The 19,357-nt window shown below is 41.4% G+C and carries 16 protein-coding genes; 10 read left to right on the top strand and 6 right to left on the bottom strand.

Going from position 1 to position 19,357, the window contains the following annotated elements; all coding sequences use genetic code 11:
• Nucleotides 1-77 precede the first annotated feature (77 nt).
• The 4 genes from EGS71_RS16860 to EGS71_RS16875 form a co-directional block, all read right to left on the bottom strand.
• Nucleotides 78-857 carry a tetratricopeptide repeat protein gene (locus tag EGS71_RS16860; protein ID WP_000547729.1) on the bottom strand — a complete coding sequence of 260 codons (780 nt, stop codon included), beginning with the start codon at nt 855-857 and terminating at the stop codon, nt 78-80.
• A 114-nt stretch (nt 858-971) separates the two neighbouring features.
• Complete coding sequence (locus EGS71_RS16865) at nt 972-2,255, bottom strand: ribonucleotide-diphosphate reductase subunit beta (RefSeq protein WP_000025827.1); 1,284 nt, start codon at nt 2,253-2,255, stop codon at nt 972-974.
• Between the two features lie 137 nt (nt 2,256-2,392).
• Complete coding sequence (locus EGS71_RS16870) at nt 2,393-2,527, bottom strand: hypothetical protein (protein WP_000465010.1); 135 nt, start codon at nt 2,525-2,527, stop codon at nt 2,393-2,395.
• Between the two features lie 56 nt (nt 2,528-2,583).
• A complete protein-coding gene (locus EGS71_RS16875; RefSeq protein WP_000111540.1) occupies nt 2,584-5,418 on the bottom strand; it encodes a ribonucleoside-diphosphate reductase subunit alpha in 2,835 nt (944 codons plus the stop codon).
• Between the two features lie 329 nt (nt 5,419-5,747).
• On the opposite strand from EGS71_RS16875, the gene EGS71_RS16880 reads away from it, so the two are divergent.
• The 3 genes from EGS71_RS16880 to bfmS are packed head-to-tail and all read left to right on the top strand — an operon-like array spanning nt 5,748 to nt 8,349.
• The gene (locus EGS71_RS16880) at nt 5,748-5,954 is read left to right on the top strand and encodes a hypothetical protein (RefSeq protein ID WP_000143214.1); all 207 of its coding nucleotides are present in this window, start codon (nt 5,748-5,750) and stop codon (nt 5,952-5,954) included.
• Nucleotides 5,951-6,667 carry a response regulator transcription factor BfmR gene (bfmR, locus tag EGS71_RS16885; protein ID WP_000076440.1) on the top strand — a complete coding sequence of 239 codons (717 nt, stop codon included), beginning with the start codon at nt 5,951-5,953 and terminating at the stop codon, nt 6,665-6,667. The genes EGS71_RS16880 and bfmR overlap by 4 nt, the downstream gene beginning before the upstream one ends.
• Nucleotides 6,668-6,699: 32 nt before the next feature.
• A complete protein-coding gene (bfmS, locus tag EGS71_RS16890) occupies nt 6,700-8,349 on the top strand; it encodes a sensor histidine kinase BfmS (RefSeq protein ID WP_000472468.1) in 1,650 nt (549 codons plus the stop codon).
• Between the two features lie 22 nt (nt 8,350-8,371).
• On the opposite strand, the gene EGS71_RS16895 is transcribed toward bfmS, so the two are convergent.
• Together EGS71_RS16895 and EGS71_RS16900 are read right to left on the bottom strand one after the other, a co-directional pair.
• The gene (locus EGS71_RS16895) at nt 8,372-8,725 is read right to left on the bottom strand and encodes a hypothetical protein (protein ID WP_001047853.1); all 354 of its coding nucleotides are present in this window, start codon (nt 8,723-8,725) and stop codon (nt 8,372-8,374) included.
• Nucleotides 8,726-8,817: 92 nt separating this feature from the next.
• On the bottom strand, nt 8,818-10,239 hold the full coding sequence (locus EGS71_RS16900) for a sensor domain-containing diguanylate cyclase (RefSeq protein ID WP_001147032.1): 1,422 nt from the start codon (nt 10,237-10,239) through the stop codon (nt 8,818-8,820).
• 427 nt (nt 10,240-10,666) lie between these two features.
• Between EGS71_RS16900 and ndhC the strand changes: the two genes are divergently transcribed.
• The 7 genes from ndhC to nuoH all read left to right on the top strand — a co-directional run bounded on the left by ndhC (nt 10,667) and on the right by nuoH (nt 19,341).
• Nucleotides 10,667-11,218: an NADH-quinone oxidoreductase subunit A gene (ndhC, locus tag EGS71_RS16905; protein WP_001274550.1), complete on the top strand. Its 552-nt coding sequence runs from the start codon at nt 10,667-10,669 to the stop codon at nt 11,216-11,218.
• Nucleotides 11,219-11,224: 6 nt separating this feature from the next.
• The gene (locus EGS71_RS16910; protein ID WP_000878003.1) at nt 11,225-11,902 is read left to right on the top strand and encodes a NuoB/complex I 20 kDa subunit family protein; all 678 of its coding nucleotides are present in this window, start codon (nt 11,225-11,227) and stop codon (nt 11,900-11,902) included.
• 84 nt (nt 11,903-11,986) lie between these two features.
• Nucleotides 11,987-13,774: an NADH-quinone oxidoreductase subunit C/D gene (nuoC, locus tag EGS71_RS16915; protein WP_000852150.1), complete on the top strand. Its 1,788-nt coding sequence runs from the start codon at nt 11,987-11,989 to the stop codon at nt 13,772-13,774.
• A gap of 13 nt (nt 13,775-13,787) precedes the next feature.
• Nucleotides 13,788-14,297, top strand: a complete 510-nt coding sequence (gene nuoE, locus EGS71_RS16920; protein WP_000973142.1) for an NADH-quinone oxidoreductase subunit NuoE — start codon at nt 13,788-13,790, stop codon at nt 14,295-14,297.
• Nucleotides 14,294-15,625, top strand: coding sequence for an NADH-quinone oxidoreductase subunit NuoF (gene nuoF, locus EGS71_RS16925; RefSeq protein WP_001091098.1), 1,332 nt, complete (start codon nt 14,294-14,296; stop codon nt 15,623-15,625). Before nuoE ends, nuoF begins: the two co-directional genes overlap by 4 nt.
• A gap of 11 nt (nt 15,626-15,636) precedes the next feature.
• The gene (nuoG, locus tag EGS71_RS16930) at nt 15,637-18,321 is read left to right on the top strand and encodes an NADH-quinone oxidoreductase subunit NuoG (RefSeq protein WP_000190955.1); all 2,685 of its coding nucleotides are present in this window, start codon (nt 15,637-15,639) and stop codon (nt 18,319-18,321) included.
• A gap of 3 nt (nt 18,322-18,324) precedes the next feature.
• Entirely contained in the window at nt 18,325-19,341 is a 1,017-nt protein-coding gene (gene nuoH, locus EGS71_RS16935) for an NADH-quinone oxidoreductase subunit NuoH (protein ID WP_001070989.1), read from the top strand.
• Nucleotides 19,342-19,357 lie beyond the last annotated feature (16 nt).

Genomic DNA, 19,357 nt, shown 5'->3' on the forward strand with positions numbered 1-19,357 from the left:
TATCAATTTATGGATCTGTAGATATGAGAAAAGGGTTGTTAGTAACACCCTTTTTTCTAAGTGAAATACATTATAGTTTACTGAAACTGTTCTAAAGCCTCTTTCGCGGGTTTATATCCATTATCGGCAGCTTTTTTGAACCAAAATTTTGCTTTTTCATAATCTGAGTAAACATTAGCATACATATAGGCTAGATTGTTTTGAGCTTCAGGTACACCTTTCTCAGCTAGTTGTATATATAGCTCTAAAGCTTTTTCATTATCTTGTTTAACTAAGTTACCATCTGAATAAATATTTGCTAAGTTATATTGAGCTTCAGAAAGATTTTGTATTGCAGCTTTTTCATATAATTCTAAAGCTAAATTAATATCTTTTTGTACACCATCTCCTGAAAGATAAGCATTTGCTAGATTATATTGAGCTTTAGCATAACCTTGATTAGCAGATAGTTTATAAAACTCTAAGGCTTTAGATCTATTTTTGTTTACATAATAGCCATTATCATACATAAGCCCCATATTGTATTGAGCTTCTGGAAAATTATTTTTAGCAGCTTTTTCATACCAATAGTAAGCTTTTTCTTCATTTTTCGACGTACCAATTCCTTTGGAGTACATTCCTGCTAAATCATTTTGTGCAATAGGTAAGCCTTGTTCAGCCGCCATTTGGAAATAAGAAAAAGCTTTTTGATAATCTTGTGGAACATTTTTTCCTAAGAAGTATTTACTACCTTGTTCATATAGTTTACTTGACTCACTTTGGTTATTATTTTGTGGTGAAAGTGATTTTGAGCAGCCTATAATATTTAAGGTACACAAACTTATAACGCTAAAAATTATTAAATACTTTATATGCATAATGTATCTCTTATAAGCTAATCTGGTTCAATTTAATACTAATAATTATAAAAAATCCGACATCGAGTCGGATTTTTTATAGTCTCAAATTACTTTGAGTAAGAACGCTTCAACTTACCAGCTTAACGCACCACCAGTTTGGTAGTCAGTTACGCGAGTTTCAAAGAAGTTCTTCTCTTTACGTAAGTCCATCATCTCCGACATCCACGCAAATGGGTTAGTTACACCAGCAAATTGCTCTGGTAAACCTAACTGAGATAAACGACGGTTACAGATGAATTTCAAATATTCTTCCATCATGCTTGCGTTCATACCCAATACGCCGCGTGGCATTGTGTCACGTGCATATTCGATTTCAAGCATCGTACCTTCAAGAATCATTTGAATCACTTCTTGTTGGAACTCGGCAGTCCAAAGGTGAGGGTTCTCAATCTTGATTTGGTTAATCATGTCGATACCAAAGTTCAAGTGCATAGACTCATCACGCAAGATGTATTGGAACTGCTCAGCAACACCATTCATCTTGTTACGGCGACCCATACTCAAAATTTGAGTAAAGCCACAGTAGAAGAAGATCCCTTCAAGAACACAGTAGAACGCGATCAAGTTACGAAGTAAACGTTGGTCGTTTTCAGGCGTACCTGTGTGGAAAGTAGGGTCACTTAACGATTGAGTGTACTTCAAGCCCCAAGCTGCTTTACGCGCAACCGATGGAATCTCGCGGTACATGTTGAAGACTTCGCCTTCATCCATACCTAAAGATTCGATACAGTATTGGTAAGCGTGAGTGTGAATTGCTTCTTCAAACGCTTGACGCAAAATGTACTGACGGCATTCAGGGTTCGTGATGTGACGGTAAATTGCCAATACGAGGTTGTTCGCAACCAAAGAGTCCGCAGTCGAGAAGAAACCTAAAGAACGCATAACGATCGTACGCTCATCTTCAGTTAAGCCATTTTCAGACTTCCAAAGTGCGATATCGTGGTTCATGTTCACTTCTTGAGGCATCCAGTGGTTTGCACAACCATCTAGATATTTTTGCCAAGCCCACTCATATTTAAATGGAACAAGCTGGTTCAAGTCGGCGCGACAGTTAATCATGGCTTTGTCATCAACCTGAACGCGTTGCGCGCCCATTTCTAACTCTTCAAGGCCAGGAGCAACATCCAAATGTTCTAAGGCTTCAGATGCTCGAGCCATTGAATCGGTTGGATTTGTTGATCGCACGGAATGGGTTCCAGTGGATTGTGGAGCTGCCACGCTCTGCGATGATGGCTGCGCAGCAGATACATTCTGCGAATCAGGCGTTTTTTCCGGGTTGACGGGCGCAGACTTGTGTTCAGGTGCAGCCGGTTTTTGCGAATCATCTTCAAAATCGTCCCAACTAAGGATAGACATTGTTGTTCTCTCTTCGTTGTATATATCTATGTTCGACATCTCTAAACGAAGATGTCACTACTATACGCTCATAATGTGTAAACAAAATTAAGTTTTATTGATGTATGACCAAATTTTGGGCCTTTGGTCCATTATCCCTACAACTTATTTTGCTTACGCTGTTGTTTACGGATTTTAAAAAAGGCGTAAACCATAGGCGTATAAAAGAAAATAAAGGCAAAGATTAAGATTCCAACACCAAGCATATAGTTATGGCTGAGATGAAAAAACATAATCTTTACCTCGTTTAAAGTTGCTCTTTTGTGTTAAAGAGCAACTTTATTGAATGTTATTGGCAAGCTTCGCAATCTGGGTTGTCGATTGAACAAGCCATAGGAACCGGAGCTGCTTGAGTGAAGCCGTCTTCTTCAACTGCTTCAGGCTTCTTCGCTTCTACGACTGGAGCTGCCGCAGGTGCTGCTGCTTCTACAGTTGCAGGTTTAACCGCGTTTAACGCACCTGTGTTAATTGTAGATTTTTCAGCAGATGTTGCGCCTAACGCACGGAGGTAATAAGTCGTCTTAAGACCACGTAACCATGCCATCTTATAAGTGATGTCAAGTTTCTTACCGTTTGCACCAGAGATGTAAAGGTTAAGAGATTGGGCTTGATCAATCCATTTTTGACGGCGTGATGCAGCATCAACAATCCAGCGTGGCTCAACTTCAAACGCAGTTGCAAAGATTGCTTTTAATTCTTCAGGAATACGAGCAATTTTTTGTACTGAACCTTCAAAGTGTTTGAGGTCATTAACCATCACTGTGTCCCAAAGACCACGTTCTTTTAATGCGCGAACAAGGTAAGGGTTAATTACAGTGAACTCACCAGACAAGTTAGATTTCACATATAAGTTTTGGAATGTTGGCTCAATAGACTGAGAAACACCACAAATGTTCGAAATGGTTGCAGTTGGAGCAATCGCCATTACGTTTGAGTTACGCATACCGTCTTTTTGAACTTTGGCACGTAAACTGTCCCAATCTAAACGTTGAGTACGGTCAACTTCAAACATGCGTTCTGGACGAGATTTCGCAACAATTTCTAAAGAGTCGATTGGAAGGATACCTTGATCCCACAATGAACCTTTAAATGTTGAGTAAGCACCACGTTCAACAGCCAAGTCACTTGAAGTTTGGATTGCATAGTAGCTAATCACTTCCATTGACTCGTCAGCAAAGTTCACAGCTTCATCAGAACCGTAAGCCATACCCATTTCGTAAAGCGCATCTTGGAAGCCCATGATACCCATACCAACAGGGCGGTGTTTTAAGTTAGAGTTCTTCGCTTGTGGTACAGCGTAGTAGTTAATGTCGATAACGTTATCGAGCATACGAACTGCTGTTTTAACAGTGCGCGCTAACTTCTCACGGTCTAATACGCCGCCTTTAACGTGTTGAACAAGGTTGATCGAACCTAAGTTACATACCGCAATTTCGTCTTGGTTGGTGTTTAACGTAATTTCAGTACATAGGTTAGAAGAGTGAACTACGCCAACGTGTTGTTGTGGTGAACGTAAGTTACAAACATCTTTAAACGTGATCCAAGGGTGACCAGTTTCGAACAACATAGAAAGCATTTTGCGCCATAAGTCTTTCGCACGTACTTTCTTGTGCAACATGTTCTGTTCTTTCGCAACAGATTCATAGTATGCATAGCGTTCAGCAAACTCAGCACCAGTTAAATCGTGTAGGTCTGGAGTTTCAGACGGAGTGAATAGTGTCCATTCGCCATCTTCAAACACACGTTGCATAAATAGGTCAGGAACCCAGTTTGCAGTGTTCATATCGTGAGTACGACGACGGTCATCACCCGTGTTTTTACGAAGTTCTAAGAATTCTTCGATGTCTAAGTGCCAAGTTTCTAAGTACGCACATACCGCACCTTTACGCTTACCACCTTGGTTTACCGCAACGGCTGTATCGTTCGCAACTTTAAGGAACGGAACAACACCCTGAGATTTACCGTTTGTACCTTTAATATAAGAGTTCAAGGCACGTACAGGTGTCCAGTCATTACCTAAACCACCTGCCCATTTAGAGAGCATCGCGTTGTCACGCATTGCACCATAAATGTCATAAAGGTCATCACCAATCGTTGTTAAGTAACAGCTTGAAAGCTGTGGACGTAATGTACCTGAGTTAAACAGGGTAGGCGTAGATGCCATGTAGTCAAAGCTAGACAACAAGTTATAGAACTCGATTGCACGCTCTTCTTTGTCTTGCTCATTAAGTGCAAGACCCATTGACACACGCATGAAGAATAATTGTGGTAATTCAAAGCGAACGCCATTTGAATGGATGAAGTAACGGTCAAATAGAGTCTGTAAACCTAAATAGGTAAACTGGTTAGAACGTTCCGGTTGAATCGCTGCTGCTAGTTTTTCTAGATCGAACTTAAGCAAGTCCGGTGAAAGCAAATCAAGCTCTACACCTTTTTTCAAGAATGCTTCAAGTGCATTGTTTTCAGCTGTATCGGCCGGTAAACCTAAGAATGCTAAGCCAGTGCTTACCAACTCATCACGAAGCAAACGTGCAGTTACGTATGTATAGTTAGGTTCTTGTTCAATACGTGTACGTGTTGCCATCATCATGGTGGTAGCAATATCGCTTTCTTTTACGCCGTTATATAAGTTTTTAACGGTTTCATCGATAATTGCTTGAACATCAATACCTTCTAAGCCTTCAGCAGCTCGATTTACAGTTGCTTGCAGTGCACTTAAATCAAGTGGTTGAAGCTGACCGTTTGCATCGGTAACTTGCAAGGTAGGGTGATGATTAGAATTTGTGTCTTTACGGGCACTTGCGCGTTGATCGCGATAGATAACGTAAGCACGAGCGACTTTGTGCTCCCCAGTACGCATCAGTGCAAGTTCAACTTGATCTTGAATCTCTTCAATATGAATGGTACCGCCAGAAGGTAAACGGCGAGTGAAAGTGTTCAGTACCATTTCCGTCAGTTGGGTAATACGGTCGTGAATACGGCTCGAATCCGCACTTTGTTGACCTTCCACAGCAAGAAAAGCTTTACCAATCGCAACAGAAATTTTCTCTGCATCAAATGCAGCAACATCTCCGGTGCGTTTAATCACCTGAATTTGACCGGGAGTCGAAGTAATTACGCTCATGCCAGCATAGCTCCATTGTCACTTTTGTTATGTTCATAGACCGTTTGAACCGAGCAAAAAACATGCCACGATATTTGAGGGATAAACACAAGACTTAGTAGTTAAAGTTTATTTTCAACACAAGATACGGGATTTTTTACGGTAGATCAATCTTGACTTTTTAGTAATTTTTTATCTGTATGATTTGTCGGGAGATAGCATACCAAAGCTGTGAAAAAACACTTATAGATAACTTTGTGGATAACTCAAAAAACAAACACTTGAGTGAATTTAAATTTAGTGAAGAAATAATTTGTTTAATATTCATACATAGGAAATATGAATAGATTATGACATTTAAGAACAATAAGCAGATAATAAAAATACCTGAAAATTCAAAGATTAATAAAATGCAACAAAACATGGTTGTCATGTATCAGTTTGGTGAACGCCTACTTGTTTACAATGTAAACGTGTGTATATTGCAAATGATAAACGAATGTATCTGCAAGATTTTTAAGATACATGTAATGAGATTTATAGGGGCAATGATATGAGCCAAGAAGAAAAGTTACCAAAGATTCTGATCGTTGAAGACGACGAGCGTTTAGCGCGATTAACTCAAGAATATTTAATCCGTAATGGTTTGGAAGTTGGTGTAGAAACCGATGGTAACCGTGCAATTCGTCGTATTATTAGTGAGCAACCGGATCTTGTGGTCTTGGATGTCATGTTGCCGGGTGCAGATGGTTTAACCGTTTGTCGTGAAGTTCGCCCACACTATCATCAACCAATCTTAATGTTGACTGCACGTACTGAAGATATGGATCAGGTACTTGGTCTGGAAATGGGTGCAGACGATTATGTCGCGAAACCAGTTCAACCACGTGTATTATTAGCGCGTATTCGTGCTTTGTTACGCCGTACGGATAAAACTGTTGAAGATGAAGTTGCTCAACGTATTGAGTTTGACGACCTTGTCATCGACAATGGTGGCCGTTCGGTAACGTTGAACGGTGAGCTTGTTGACTTTACAAGTGCTGAATATGACTTGTTATGGTTGCTTGCATCAAACGCTGGCCGTATTTTATCGCGTGAAGATATCTTCGAACGTTTACGTGGTATCGAATACGATGGTCAAGACCGTTCAATTGACGTACGTATTTCACGTATTCGTCCAAAAATTGGCGATGATCCTGAAAATCCAAAACGTATTAAAACTGTACGTAGTAAAGGTTACTTGTTTGTTAAAGAAACCAATGGATTGTAAAATCTGATTAAACTTCCTATAAGGTTGGTCGAGTGTTTAAACACAGTATATTCCTGCGAATATATGCGGGGCTGGTAATTCTTGTTGTTTTGGTAGCTGTTTTTGGGTATTTACTGGTACAAATTATCAACTACCAACGCGCACAAGAATACCGAGAATCTTTAACTGATGGTATTTCTTATGTCATTAGTGAAGGAGTCGCTCGACAACCTGGGAAGCAGCAAAAAATAGATTGGATTTCTGACGCATCTGATTTGCTCGAACTTCCAATTTATTATACCGATGCAAGTAAGGTTGAGCTGTCTCGTACCGAGAAAAAGCGGATCGAAGCACAAAAATCTGTAGTTCGTTACGATGCAAGCAATAGCATTGCATATGTCATTATTGGCTTACGTGAAGACCCACAACATTACCTATCTATAAAAGTCGACAAAATCACTGAACGCCAAATGAAGGCTCTTCCTATTTTTGTGCTCGACTATTTAATGTTTTATCCGGGGCAGGAACAAGAATATCTTGCCAAGATTCAGAAGCATTTCTCATATCCGATCAATATTCAAAACATTCAAGATGTAAATCTGGATTCTGAACAGATTGGACGTTTGCGCCAAGACCAAAGTGTCATGTTGTACAAAGATAGCGCAACAGTGCGCGGTACAACCATTTCGATTGTGTCTCCAATACCGAATCATCCTGCGCAGGTGTTAGTGCTGGGTCCGGTTCCAATGTTTAACTGGATGCCTTTACAGCTTTCGGCGGGTATTACCTTATTTAGCTTATTCTTATTAAGTCTAGGTGTTTACGGTTTGATTTTGCCGTTAGAGCGCAAAATCCGACAGGTGCGTTATGCATTAAACCGTATGAAATCGGGTGATTTGTCACTGCGTGTTCCTATTGAAGGAAGCGATGAAATGGCAAACTTGGCTTCAAGTTATAACAATATGTCTGACCATATTCAGCGTTTGATTGAGGCTCAACGTGAGTTAATGAGAGCGGTATCTCATGAGCTGAGAACGCCTGTGGCACGTATTCGCTTTGGTACAGAAATGTTAGCCGAAGAAGATGATTACAATCATCGTATGCATCAGGTCGACATGATTGATAAAGATATTGAAGCACTCAATACCTTAATTGATGAAATTATGACTTATGCAAAACTAGAGCAGGGTACACCTTCATTAGACTTTGCAGAAATTGTACTTTTTGAAGTGTTGGATCAGGTTGCAGTTGAAACTGAGGCTTTAAAAACACAGAAAGAAATTGAACTTATTCCACCGCCTTTATATGTGAAAGTAGATGCAGAGCGTCGTTACCTTCACCGTGTCGTGCAAAATCTGGTAGGTAATGCAGTCCGTTATTGTGATAACAAAGTTCGGATTACGGGCGGTATTCATAGTGATGGCATGGCTTTTGTCTGTGTCGAAGACGACGGACCGGGTATTCCTGAGCAAGACCGCAAACGTGTATTCGAAGCCTTTGCCCGTTTAGATGACAGTCGTACACGCGCATCTGGCGGCTATGGTTTGGGTCTCTCTATCGTAAGTCGTATTGCTTACTGGTTTGGTGGGGAAATTAAGGTAGATGAAAGTCCAAGTTTGGGAGGCGCACGCTTTATTATGACTTGGCCAGCACATCGCTTTAAACAACCGCCATTAAAGACCAATAAAAAAGCACCTGCATAAGGTGCTTTTTTTATTGGTTCATTTATAACTGAGTTGCATCAGGTTCCAAAATAGGTTTGCCGCTTCTCAGGCTATTAAGTGCATCTGTATTAAAGTCAATCAAGAGCGAATTATTTTTAGCATCAATTTGATATTTTTGAATAAGAGGCTGATCCCCATCCAAAGTCTCAACTCTATATGAGTCTGCAATATGTAAAATGCCTTCTAGGTTTGTTGTAGTTGATGCGAAATCTTGCCTAAAAATTTCATAGACATCTCGCAAGTCAAAAATGGCATTATCTGCATCTGGGTGTTTATGAATATAGCTTTCTATATGTCGCACCAGTAATTGTGCAAACAAGTAATAGTCTGGTTTATGCGTATATTCTAGATTCATGCATTTTTCTCCTTATTATCTGTTATTAGCATACATGGCAAAACAGAAGATATTGTATAAAATTCATTACACTAGATGATGACTTGGAAATATTACAAAGAAATAAAAACTCTATTACGCCCTTGGCGCTTTGCTTGATAGAGTGCATCGTCTGCTTCTTTAAACAAACTTTCAATAGAGCGGTGATAGCTTGGAGAATATAAGCTAATACCAATACTTACCTGCACAAAGATGGGTAATTTGCCATATACATAAATCGGTTGCTGACTAATTTGAATGCGTATTCTTTCCGCGAGTTCAAAGGCAGCCTCTCTGGTGGTATCCGGAATAAAAATTGCGAATTCTTCTCCACCAAAACGTCCTAGTAAGTCATGAGGATGTAAAATATTTTGTATGGTCGTTACACAGGTCTGTAAGGCTCTATCCCCAATTAAGTGGCCATAACTATCATTCACTTTTTTAAAATGATCGACGTCCAACATAAAAAAAGCAGAGGTCTTATTTTCCTTTTGTACTTTTTCTTGGAGTAGGCGGACTGACTGTAAAAATTGGCGTCGAGTTAAACTCGAGGTGAGTTCATCATGGGCAATTGCATGTTGTAACTTCTGAATTAATTCAGAATGGAGTGCGCTAATACTGGAAACGGTAAGTGGCGCAACCGTCATCATGATCAGCCCTATACGTATAGAAATGGTATTGCCTAAATAGTCTTGCGGATACAGTAATAAATAATGCCCTGAGACATGATAAATAATATATGCACTGGTAAAGGATGTAATGAGAGCAACAATAATCGGTTTATAGCGGATAGCGCACCAGATTAATGCGGCGATGGGGTAGAGTAGGGAACCTGGACCCGAGTCGTAATAACTCACTCCTATCGAAATTAAAACAGCGAATAAAGGCAAAAAATCAATCGCTTTGATATATATACGATTACCCTTAAGGTGGTTTTTTATTTTAAGGTAAGGGGGGATGTTTAAAATAATGGGCAACAACAATAAGGCATTTTGAAGCTCTGATGTAACCCAATAACCAAATTCGGCCCAAAAACTACCAATCATAAATTTGGTGTTAAACATAGGCACAAAAGTTGCTGCAAACAAAGCACCGGTTATGCTGCCAATCCCGCATAGTGCGAATAAGAGTAAATAAGAATAGCCTTGATAAGCTGCTTTTATATGGCGATTAAACAATATTGCGAGTGCTAAAGTCGTTACTACATACAGGTAGTTGGATATCGTTAAAATAAGGGTGAGAAAAAGAGGTGTGCCATTAACTAAATCGGCAATCATATAACCGGTAAAAGCACCAGCAAAACTACCTATTTGGCGTGTTTGTGGAAATCGAAGCAATAGGCCTAGAAATACCGAGTTAGCAGGCCAGAAAAAAGCAAGAAAACTAAGAGGACGAGATGCAATTCCAATAAAGCAACATAACGTAATAATGATGGTAAATAAGAGAAAAAATTTCAGGGAGGTAGAAAATGAAAATTCACGAAGTGAGTATGGCATCAGCTGCCCTTAATGATAAACACTCTTATCCAAGAGTAATAAAATATTAATGCATGATTAAACATTCATCATAATTCAGAGGGGAAGATGAATACAATAAAAAACCGATTAATATTATAAAAAAGTAAGGTGTTTAATTTGACCGATTGAGCAATTGTGCAAATAATATTAAAAATCAGAAAATGAAAAAAATCATTACAAGTGCGAAAACTATCAAATAAACCGATTATAAGCGGTGAAACCCCCTCTACAAGACATAGATGATTACTTTTGATTGGAAAATCATCCAAAAGACTAAGACGCTTCAACTAGCAAGGGAAATTAGAAATCAGGTACAATTGGCGGGATTAATTTTGTGTTTGGTGTATTTGAAGGCCAATACATACATTCTTTGTTAAATAATAGGCCTGCCAGGAGTTATCCCCGCATGAGTGCCATTACTCCATACGACTGGGCGATTATCGCCTTCGTGATCGGCGTTACATTTCTTTGCGTCTTTATGCTCACAGTTCCCTTACTCCTCGGGGGGAAATCGTGGGGACGTGCTAAGCAAGAGCAGTTTGAATCAGGTGTCGTGAGTGCTGGTGGCGCTCGCATTCGCCTGTCTGCAAAGTTCTATCTAGTTGCAATTTTCTTCGTTGTTTTCGACTTAGAGGCACTTTACCTCTATGCATGGTCTACTTCGGTGCGTGAAGTAGGATGGTTGGGTTATACCACTGTCGTAATCTTTGTCGTTGACCTATTAATTGCGCTTGTTTATGCCTTCTCTGTAGGTGCTTTAAGTTGGGCACCGGCAGATCGCCGTAAATTAGCAGGTGAGAAGATTAAAGTCGGTTCACCAACAATGAACATTGCTGAAATTACACGCTTTAACTCTATTGAAGAGCTCGTAACTGACCCTACAGGCCAGATTCCAGCCCAATCATCAGGTCGTGTTAAGTCAAAAACTACACCTGCATTGTCATCTGAAAAGGAGTAAGTCGGGATGAAATATACTCTGACCCGCGCGAATCCGGATGCTGATCAATATCCATTGCAAGATCGTCAAATTGTGACTGATCCACTTGAAGAGGAAGTGAATAAAAACGTATTCATGACTCGTTTAGAGGATGTCTTGCATACAGCAGTAAACTGGGGACGTAAAAACTCTTTGTGGCCATTTAACTTTGGTACATCATGTTGTTACGTTGAATATGCAACGACCTTAACAGGCGTGCATGACTTGTCCCGTTTCGGTGCAGAGGTTATTCGTGCTTCACCTCGTCAGGCTGACTTGATGATTGTTGCAGGTACCTGCTTTGTAAAAATGGCTCCGGTTATCCAACGTTTGTATGAACAAATGTTAGAACCTAAATGGGTTATTTCAATGGGTGCTTGTGCAAACTCTGGAGGTATGTACGACATCTATTCAGTAGTACAAGGTGTAGACAAAATTATTCCTGTTGACGTGTACGTCCCAGGTTGTCCGCCTCGTCCTGAAGCATTAATCCAAGCATTAATGCTTTTACAAGACCAGATTCAATTAGAGCGACGCCCGCTTTCTGCCGTGATTGGTGATGATCTTCAGCCAGTGTATAAGCCAAAGATGATGCCAGAACGTGATCGTAAGAATGCGCAGCGTATTGCCGTTAAAAACTTACGCTCTATGGATGAGATTAAATAATTTTTTGACGGTGTTTTGACATATCTAACCGATATGTTCATCGAGAAAATTGACAGAATTTGTATTAAATAGGAAGCCAAGCCAATGGCTGAAACTGACATTGCTATGCCAGAATCAACACCAGTTGATTCACGCCCAGCATTTGCAATCGTAGAAGAGCTCAAAACCAAATTTGGTGAGAACTTTTATGTGCAGGCGACTTTTGAAGAGTTTCCAACAGTCTGGGTTGAGCGCGCACGCGTGCAAGAAGTCCTCATGTTCCTGCGTAAAGTGGAACGTCCTTATGTAATGCTGTTTGACTTATCAGCGATGGATGAGCGTTTACGTCAACATCGTGATGGTTTGCCAGCATCTGACTTCACTGTGTTCTATCATTTATTATCGCTTGAGCGTAATAGTGACATTCGTATCAAGGTTGCCTTGAACGAAAACGATCTTAACCTCCCGACAGCGACAAATATCTGGCCAAATGCCAACTGGTATGAACGTGAAGCTTACGATATGTTCGGTATCAATTTCGAAGGGCATCCAATGCTTCGTCGTATCTTGTTACCAACTTATTGGGAAGGTCACCCGCTTCGTAAAGAATATTCAGCACGTGCGACAGAATATACGCCGTACATGCAAGACAAAGCGAAGCAAGATTTCGAACAGGAACACTTACGCTTTGTACCAGAAGACTGGGGTCTTAAGCGTGGTAACGCTGACGAAGACTTCATGTTCTTGAACTTGGGTCCTAACCATCCATCTGCGCACGGTGCATTCCGTATTGTATTGCAGTTAGACGGTGAAGAAGTGAAGGACTGTGTTCCTGATATCGGTTATCACCACCGCGGTGTGGAAAAGATGGCTGAGCGTCAAACATGGCACTCTTTCATTCCTTATACTGACCGTGTTGACTACTTGGGTGGTTGTGCGCAAAACATGCCATATGTCATGGCTGTTGAACAGCTTGCTGGAATTAAAGTTCCTGAGCGTGCACAAGTGATTCGTGTCATGTTGAACGAATTGTTCCGTATTAATAACCACTTACTTTACTGTGGTACGGCAATTCAGGATGCCGGTGGTATGACACCAGTATTCTATATGTTCGCAGACCGTCAAAAAGTATACGACATCGTTGAAGCAATTACGGGTTACCGTATGCACCCGGCATGGTTCCGTATTGGTGGTACAGCACATGACCTTCCAAACAACTGGCAAAAACTTGTTAAAGAATTGCTAGATTGGATGCCAAAACGTTTGAACGAATACTACACAGCTGCATTTAAAAACTCTGTGTTTATTGGTCGTACACGTAATGTTGCTCAATACGATGCCAAATCTGCGCTTGCATGGGGTGTAACCGGTACTGGTTTACGTGCAACCGGTATTGATTTCGACGTTCGTAAATATCGTCCATACAGTGGCTATGAAAACTTCGACTTCGAAGTTCCGGTTGAGTATGAAGGCGATGCGTACGCTCGTGTACTTGTTCACTTCCGTGAAATTGAACAATCACTCAAAATTATCAAACAGTGTTTGGATAACATGCCTTCTGGTCCATATAAAGCGGATCATCCATTGGCTGTTCCACCACCAAAAGATAAGACGTTACAAGATATTGAAACTTTGATTACGCACTTCTTGAGCGTGTCATGGGGTCCTGTCATGCCTGCTGGTGAAGCGTCATTCATGACTGAAGTTGTGAAAGGTGCAAGTACTTATTACTTGACTTCGGATAAGGCAACGATGAGTTATCGTACTCGTATCCGTACACCGACGTTTACTCACTTACAGCAAATTCCTTCAGTGATTAACGGCAGTTTAGTATCTGACTTAATCATTTATCTGGCGACCATTGACGTGGTTATGGCTGACGTGGATCGCTAAGAGGTAACGCAAAATGATGATTCTGACTGATAAAAAACCACGTGTGAATGTTGAAGGGATTTTGACTGCTGAAGAAATCCACGAAATTGAACATCACATTGGTCACTATCCATACCCACGTGCAGCTTCTTTAGATGCATTAAAGTGCGTACAGCGCCGTAATGGCTGGGTAGATGATGCTCAAATGAACGCCATCGCACAATTATTAACGATCAGTGTTGCAGATTTGGAAGGTGTAGCAACGTTCTACAACCGTATCTATCGCCAACCTGTAGGTCGCCACGTAATTTTGCTTTGTGACTCAATTGCTTGCTTCTTGATGGGTGCTGAAACACTTGCTGAAGCATTCCAACGCGAATTAGGTATTCAGTTTGGTCAAACGACGCAAGATGGTCGTTTTACGCTGCTTCCAATTTGCTGTCTAGGCAACTGTGACAAAGGCCCAACGTTAATGATTGATGAAGATACTCACGGTTTAGTAGAAGTGACATCAATCAAACAGTTATTGGAGAAGTATGTATGAATACTGAACCAAAACCAATTTATGGCGACGGTAATCCGGAAACTCATCCACTGACTTGGCGTTTAAGCAAACAAGAATCAGTACGTAGTGCTGACGATTACGAAGCACTTGAAGGTTATGCCGGCTTTAAAAAAGCATTAGGTATGAAACCTGCTGAAGTGCTTGAAGTCATTAAAGCTGCAACTGTAAAAGGTCGTGGTGGTGCAGGCTTCCCTGCAGGGATCAAATGGTCTCTTATGGCGCCAAATGATGGCGGTCCACGTTACTTGATCTGTAACGCCGATGAGATGGAACCAGGTACCTTTAAAGACCGTTTGTTGATGGAAAAACTTCCTCACCAATTGATCGAAGGTATGTTGATTGCAGGTTATACCCTAGAAGCAACTCAAGGTTATATCTTTATTCGTGGTGAATATATCGAGGCTGCACAATACCTAAATGAAGCGCTTGAGCAAATCCGCGCTAAAGGTTACTTAGGTAACAACATTTTAGGTTCTGGCTGGAACTTCGAGTTACACGTGCACACCGGTGCAGGTCGTTATATTTGTGGTGAAGAAACTGCATTGATTAACTCACTTGAAGGTCGCCGTGCTAACCCACGTACTAAACCACCATTCCCGCAAGTTGCTGGTGCATGGGGTCGTCCAACGATTGTGAACAACGTTGAGACTTATAACAACTTGCCAGCAATCATGCTTCGTGGCCCAGAATGGTATATCGGTTTATCAGCAGGTAAATCAAAAGATCCGGGCACAAAGATTTATGGTGCGTCAGGTAAAGTAAAATTCCCTGGTCTTTGGGAACTACCATTTGGTACGACTGCACGTGAAGTAATCGAAGAACATGCTGGTGGTATGCGTGATGGCTTGAAGCTTAAAGCATGGTTACCAGGCGGTGCGTCTACTGACTTTTTACCGGCGGATACCATTGATTTACCAATGGATGCTGAAACCATTATGAAAGCAGGTTCTCGTTTAGGAACATGTTTATTAATGGTGGTAGACGAGACCCAATGTATGGTGTCGTTGACCCGTAATCTGGAAGAATTCTTTGCGCGTGAATCATGTGGCTGGTGTACACCTTGCCGTGATGGTTTGCCATGGGCTGTTAAAGCGCTTAAAGCACTTGAGACAGGTGAAGGTAAGAAAGAGGATATCGACCACTTACAAGAACTTACTCGTAAATTGTGGATTGGTAAAACTTTCTGTGCCCACGCACCAGGTGCGATGGAGCCGCTTATGGGCGCACTCAAACATTTCCGTAGCGAGTTTGAAGCGAAAGTGACTGATCGTCCTGTCGTGCAAACTAGCAACGTAGAACAAGCTTAAGGGATTCGACTATGGCTACAATTCATGTCGATGGAAAATCGTACGAAGTCAATGGATCAGAAAACTTGCTACAAGCATGTTTATCCCTTGGCATTGATATTCCGTATTTTTGTTGGCACCCATCCTTAGGTTCTGTTGGTTCATGTCGTCAATGTGCCGTAACTCAGTATGCAAATCCTGAAGATACGCGCGGACGTCTTGTGATGTCATGTATGACACCAGCATCTGACAATACCTATATTTCGATTGAAGACAAAGAAGCAGTAGATTTCCGTGAATCTATTGTTGAGTTCTTAATGACCAACCACCCACACGACTGTCCAGTGTGTGAAGAGGGTGGTCACTGTCATTTACAAGATATGACTGTAATGACAGGTCACGACCGTCGTCGCTATCGTTTTACTAAGCGTACACATTACAACCAAGAACTAGGCTCATTCATTGCACATGAAATGAACCGTTGTATTGCTTGTTATCGTTGTGTTCGTTACTACAAAGATTATGCAGGCGGTACAGACTTTGGTGTATATGCCAATGCATCACGTGTTTACTTTGGTCGTCCAGAATCAGGTACTTTAGAGTCTGAATTCTCTGGTAACTTGACTGAAGTATGTCCAACTGGTGTATTTACCGATAAGACTCATTCAGAGCGCTATAACCGTAAATGGGATATGCAATATGCACCAAGCGTGTGTCATGGCTGTTCTTCAGGTTGTAACATCTCTCCGGGTGAGCGTTATGGCGAAATCCGTCGTGTAGAAAACCGTTTCAATGGTTCGGTTAACCAATACTTCCTTTGTGACAAAGGCCGTTTTGGCACAGGTTATGTAAACCGTGCAGATCGTCCACGTCAACCTCAGTTCCGTAATGGCGAAACAGTAGCTACTGTTTCTGTTGACCAAGCGTTGGACCAAACAATTGCGAAACTTGAAGGTAAAAAAGTTCTAGGTATCGGTTCGCCACGTGCAAGCTTAGAATCAAATTACGCATTGCGTGAACTAGTGGGCCAAGCAAACTACTCAACAGGTGTTGCACAAAAAGAGCAAAGCCTCGTTGAACTTGCTGCTTCAATTATGCAAACAGAGGGTATTTACAACCCGAACATGCGTGAAATTGAAAGCTACGATGCAGTACTAATTTTGGGTGAAGATTTAACTCAAACTGCTCCACGTATGGCATTGTCAGTTCGTCAAGCTGCAAAAAACAAAGCTCGCGAAATGGCTGCAAAAACACGTACACCGGACTGGTTGGCTGAGCCTGTACAACGTATTGGTCAGGAAGCGAAATCTCCGATCTATATCTTGGCTGCAACTCAAACTCGTCTTGCAGATGTTGCGACAGGTGAAGTTGTTGCATCTCCAAATGATATTGCGCGTTTAGGTTTTGCAGTTGCTGCGGCAGTTAAAGGTGAAACAGTTAATGGTTTAGATGAAGATGCAAAAGCATTTGCTCAAACTATTGCCGACACTTTAAAAGCAGCAAACAAACCGTTAATTATTGCGGGTACGAGCTTGCAAGATGCTTCAATTATGGAAGCGGCAGCAGAGTTAACGCAAAACCTTGGCTCAAAAGCTGGTTTAAGCCTTGTTGTTCCTGAAGTGAACTCTATGGGCTTGGCATTATTTGGTGGCTTAAGCCTTGAACAAGCATTTGCTCAAGACTACGACACACTTGTTATTGTTGAAAATGACTTATTCCGTCGTTTACCGGCCGCTCAAGTTAAAGCAGCATTTGATAAAGCTGAAACAGTAATCGTGCTTGACCACAGTGAAACTGAAACTGTGAAACAGGCTGATATTGTACTTTCAGCAGCAAGCTTTGCTGAAGGTGATGGTACTGTCGTAAGCCAAGAAGGTCGTGCACAACGCTTCTACCAAGTTTACGATCCAAGCTACTACAAACCTGAATACGCGATTAAAGAATCTTGGCGTTGGTTGCATGCCATTGAAACTGGCCTTAAAGGCAAGCCAATTGATTGGACAGTACTTGACGACGTAATCGAAACAATCGTGAAGAACGTTCCAGTACTTGAAGCAATTCAAGATGTTGCGCCAGACGCTGGCTACCGTGTACATGGTTTGAAAATTGCTCGTGAACCACGTCGTTATTCTGGTCGTACAGCAATGCGTGCGCCTTTATCGGTTCATGAACCTAAACAACCGACAGATCCAGACTCAGCATTAACATTCTCTATGGAAGGTTATGTAGGTCCGCAAAAAGCTTCTTCGCTTGTACCATTTGCGTGGGCACCAGGTTGGAACTCTCCACAATCTTGGAACAAATACCAAGATGAAGTGGGTGGTCACTTAAAAGGTGGTGATTCAGGCGTTCGTTTATTCGACCGTTTAGCAAAACGTCCAGCACGTAGCTATGTCGCTCCAACAGCTGTAGTTGCAAATCCTGAAAGCTTCCGTCTTGTACCAATGCACCATATCTTTGGTTCTGGTGAATTCACAATTAAAACACCTGCAATGGAAACTCGTATTCCTGAAGCTGTATTTGCTGTGGGCGAACAAGACGCAACACGTTTGAATCTACAAGAAGGCCAACGTATTACAGTAAAAGCAGGCGAAACAACTGTGAGCTTACCTGTACAAGTAATCGAATATTTACCTACAGGTTATATTGGTTACCCAGTTGGTTTAGCTCCGACAGTATCTTTAGCTGAACCTGTTTCAGTGGCATTAGGAGTGTAATTCATGAATCAAGAAATTATACGTCAAACGCCACTTTGGGCTGAGAACTGGCCAATTGCTTACGCTGTTGTTCAAGCAGTTGTGATTTTGCTTGTTGTTGTTCTTGTTGCAGCGTTGATGTCTTTCATTGAGCGTCGTTTGCTTGCTTGGTGGCAAGACCGTTATGGTCCAAACCGTGTTGGTCCTGGTGGTATGTTCCAGATCGTTGCCGACATGCTTAAGATCATGTTCAAAGAAGACTGGACACCAAAATTTGCTGATAAATTAACTTTCCGTTTAGCTCCGGCAGTTGCGATGGCAACTGCGGTGCTTTCGTTCATGGTTATTCCTGTAAGCCCTGCATTGGGTGTTGCGGACATGAGCATCGGTTTGTTGTTCTTTATGGCAATGGCTGGTATTGCGGTTTATGCAGTGTTATTCGGTGGTTGGTCATCAAATAACAAATATTCATTACTCGGTGGTTTGCGTTCAGCTGCTCAAACAATTTCTTATGAAGTGTTCTTGGGTATCTCGCTAATGGGTGTGGTTGCAATCGCTGGTTCATTTAACCTTCGTGAAATTGTTGAAGCTCAACGTGATGTTTGGTTCATCATTCCACAGTTCTTAGGTTTCTTGATTTTCGTTGTTGCAGGTGTTGCGGTAACTCACCGTCACCCATTTGACCAACCTGAAGCAGAACAAGAATTGGCCGAAGGTTACCATGTTGAATATGGCGGTATGAAATGGGGTATGTTCTTCGTTGCTGAATATGTAAACGTTGTACTTATCTCTGCATTGATCGTGACTTTATTCTTTGGTGGCTGGTTAGCTCCATTTAATTTAGAAATTCCATTTGTTCCACCAGTGTTCTGGTTTGTGATTAAAACAGCATTCTTCGTAATGATGTTTGTATTGGCACGTGGTTCTTTAATGCGTCCACGTTACGACCAAGTCATGAACTTCGGTTGGAAAATTTGTTTGCCGCTGGCGTTGGTTAACCTATTGGTAACTGGTGCTGTGATTCTGATGAATCAGGCCTAAGACAGCAGGGAGTACA

The organism is Acinetobacter sp. FDAARGOS_559 (genome assembly GCF_003940475.1).
In the GTDB taxonomy this organism is placed as follows: Bacteria; Pseudomonadota; Gammaproteobacteria; order Pseudomonadales; family Moraxellaceae; genus Acinetobacter; species Acinetobacter baumannii.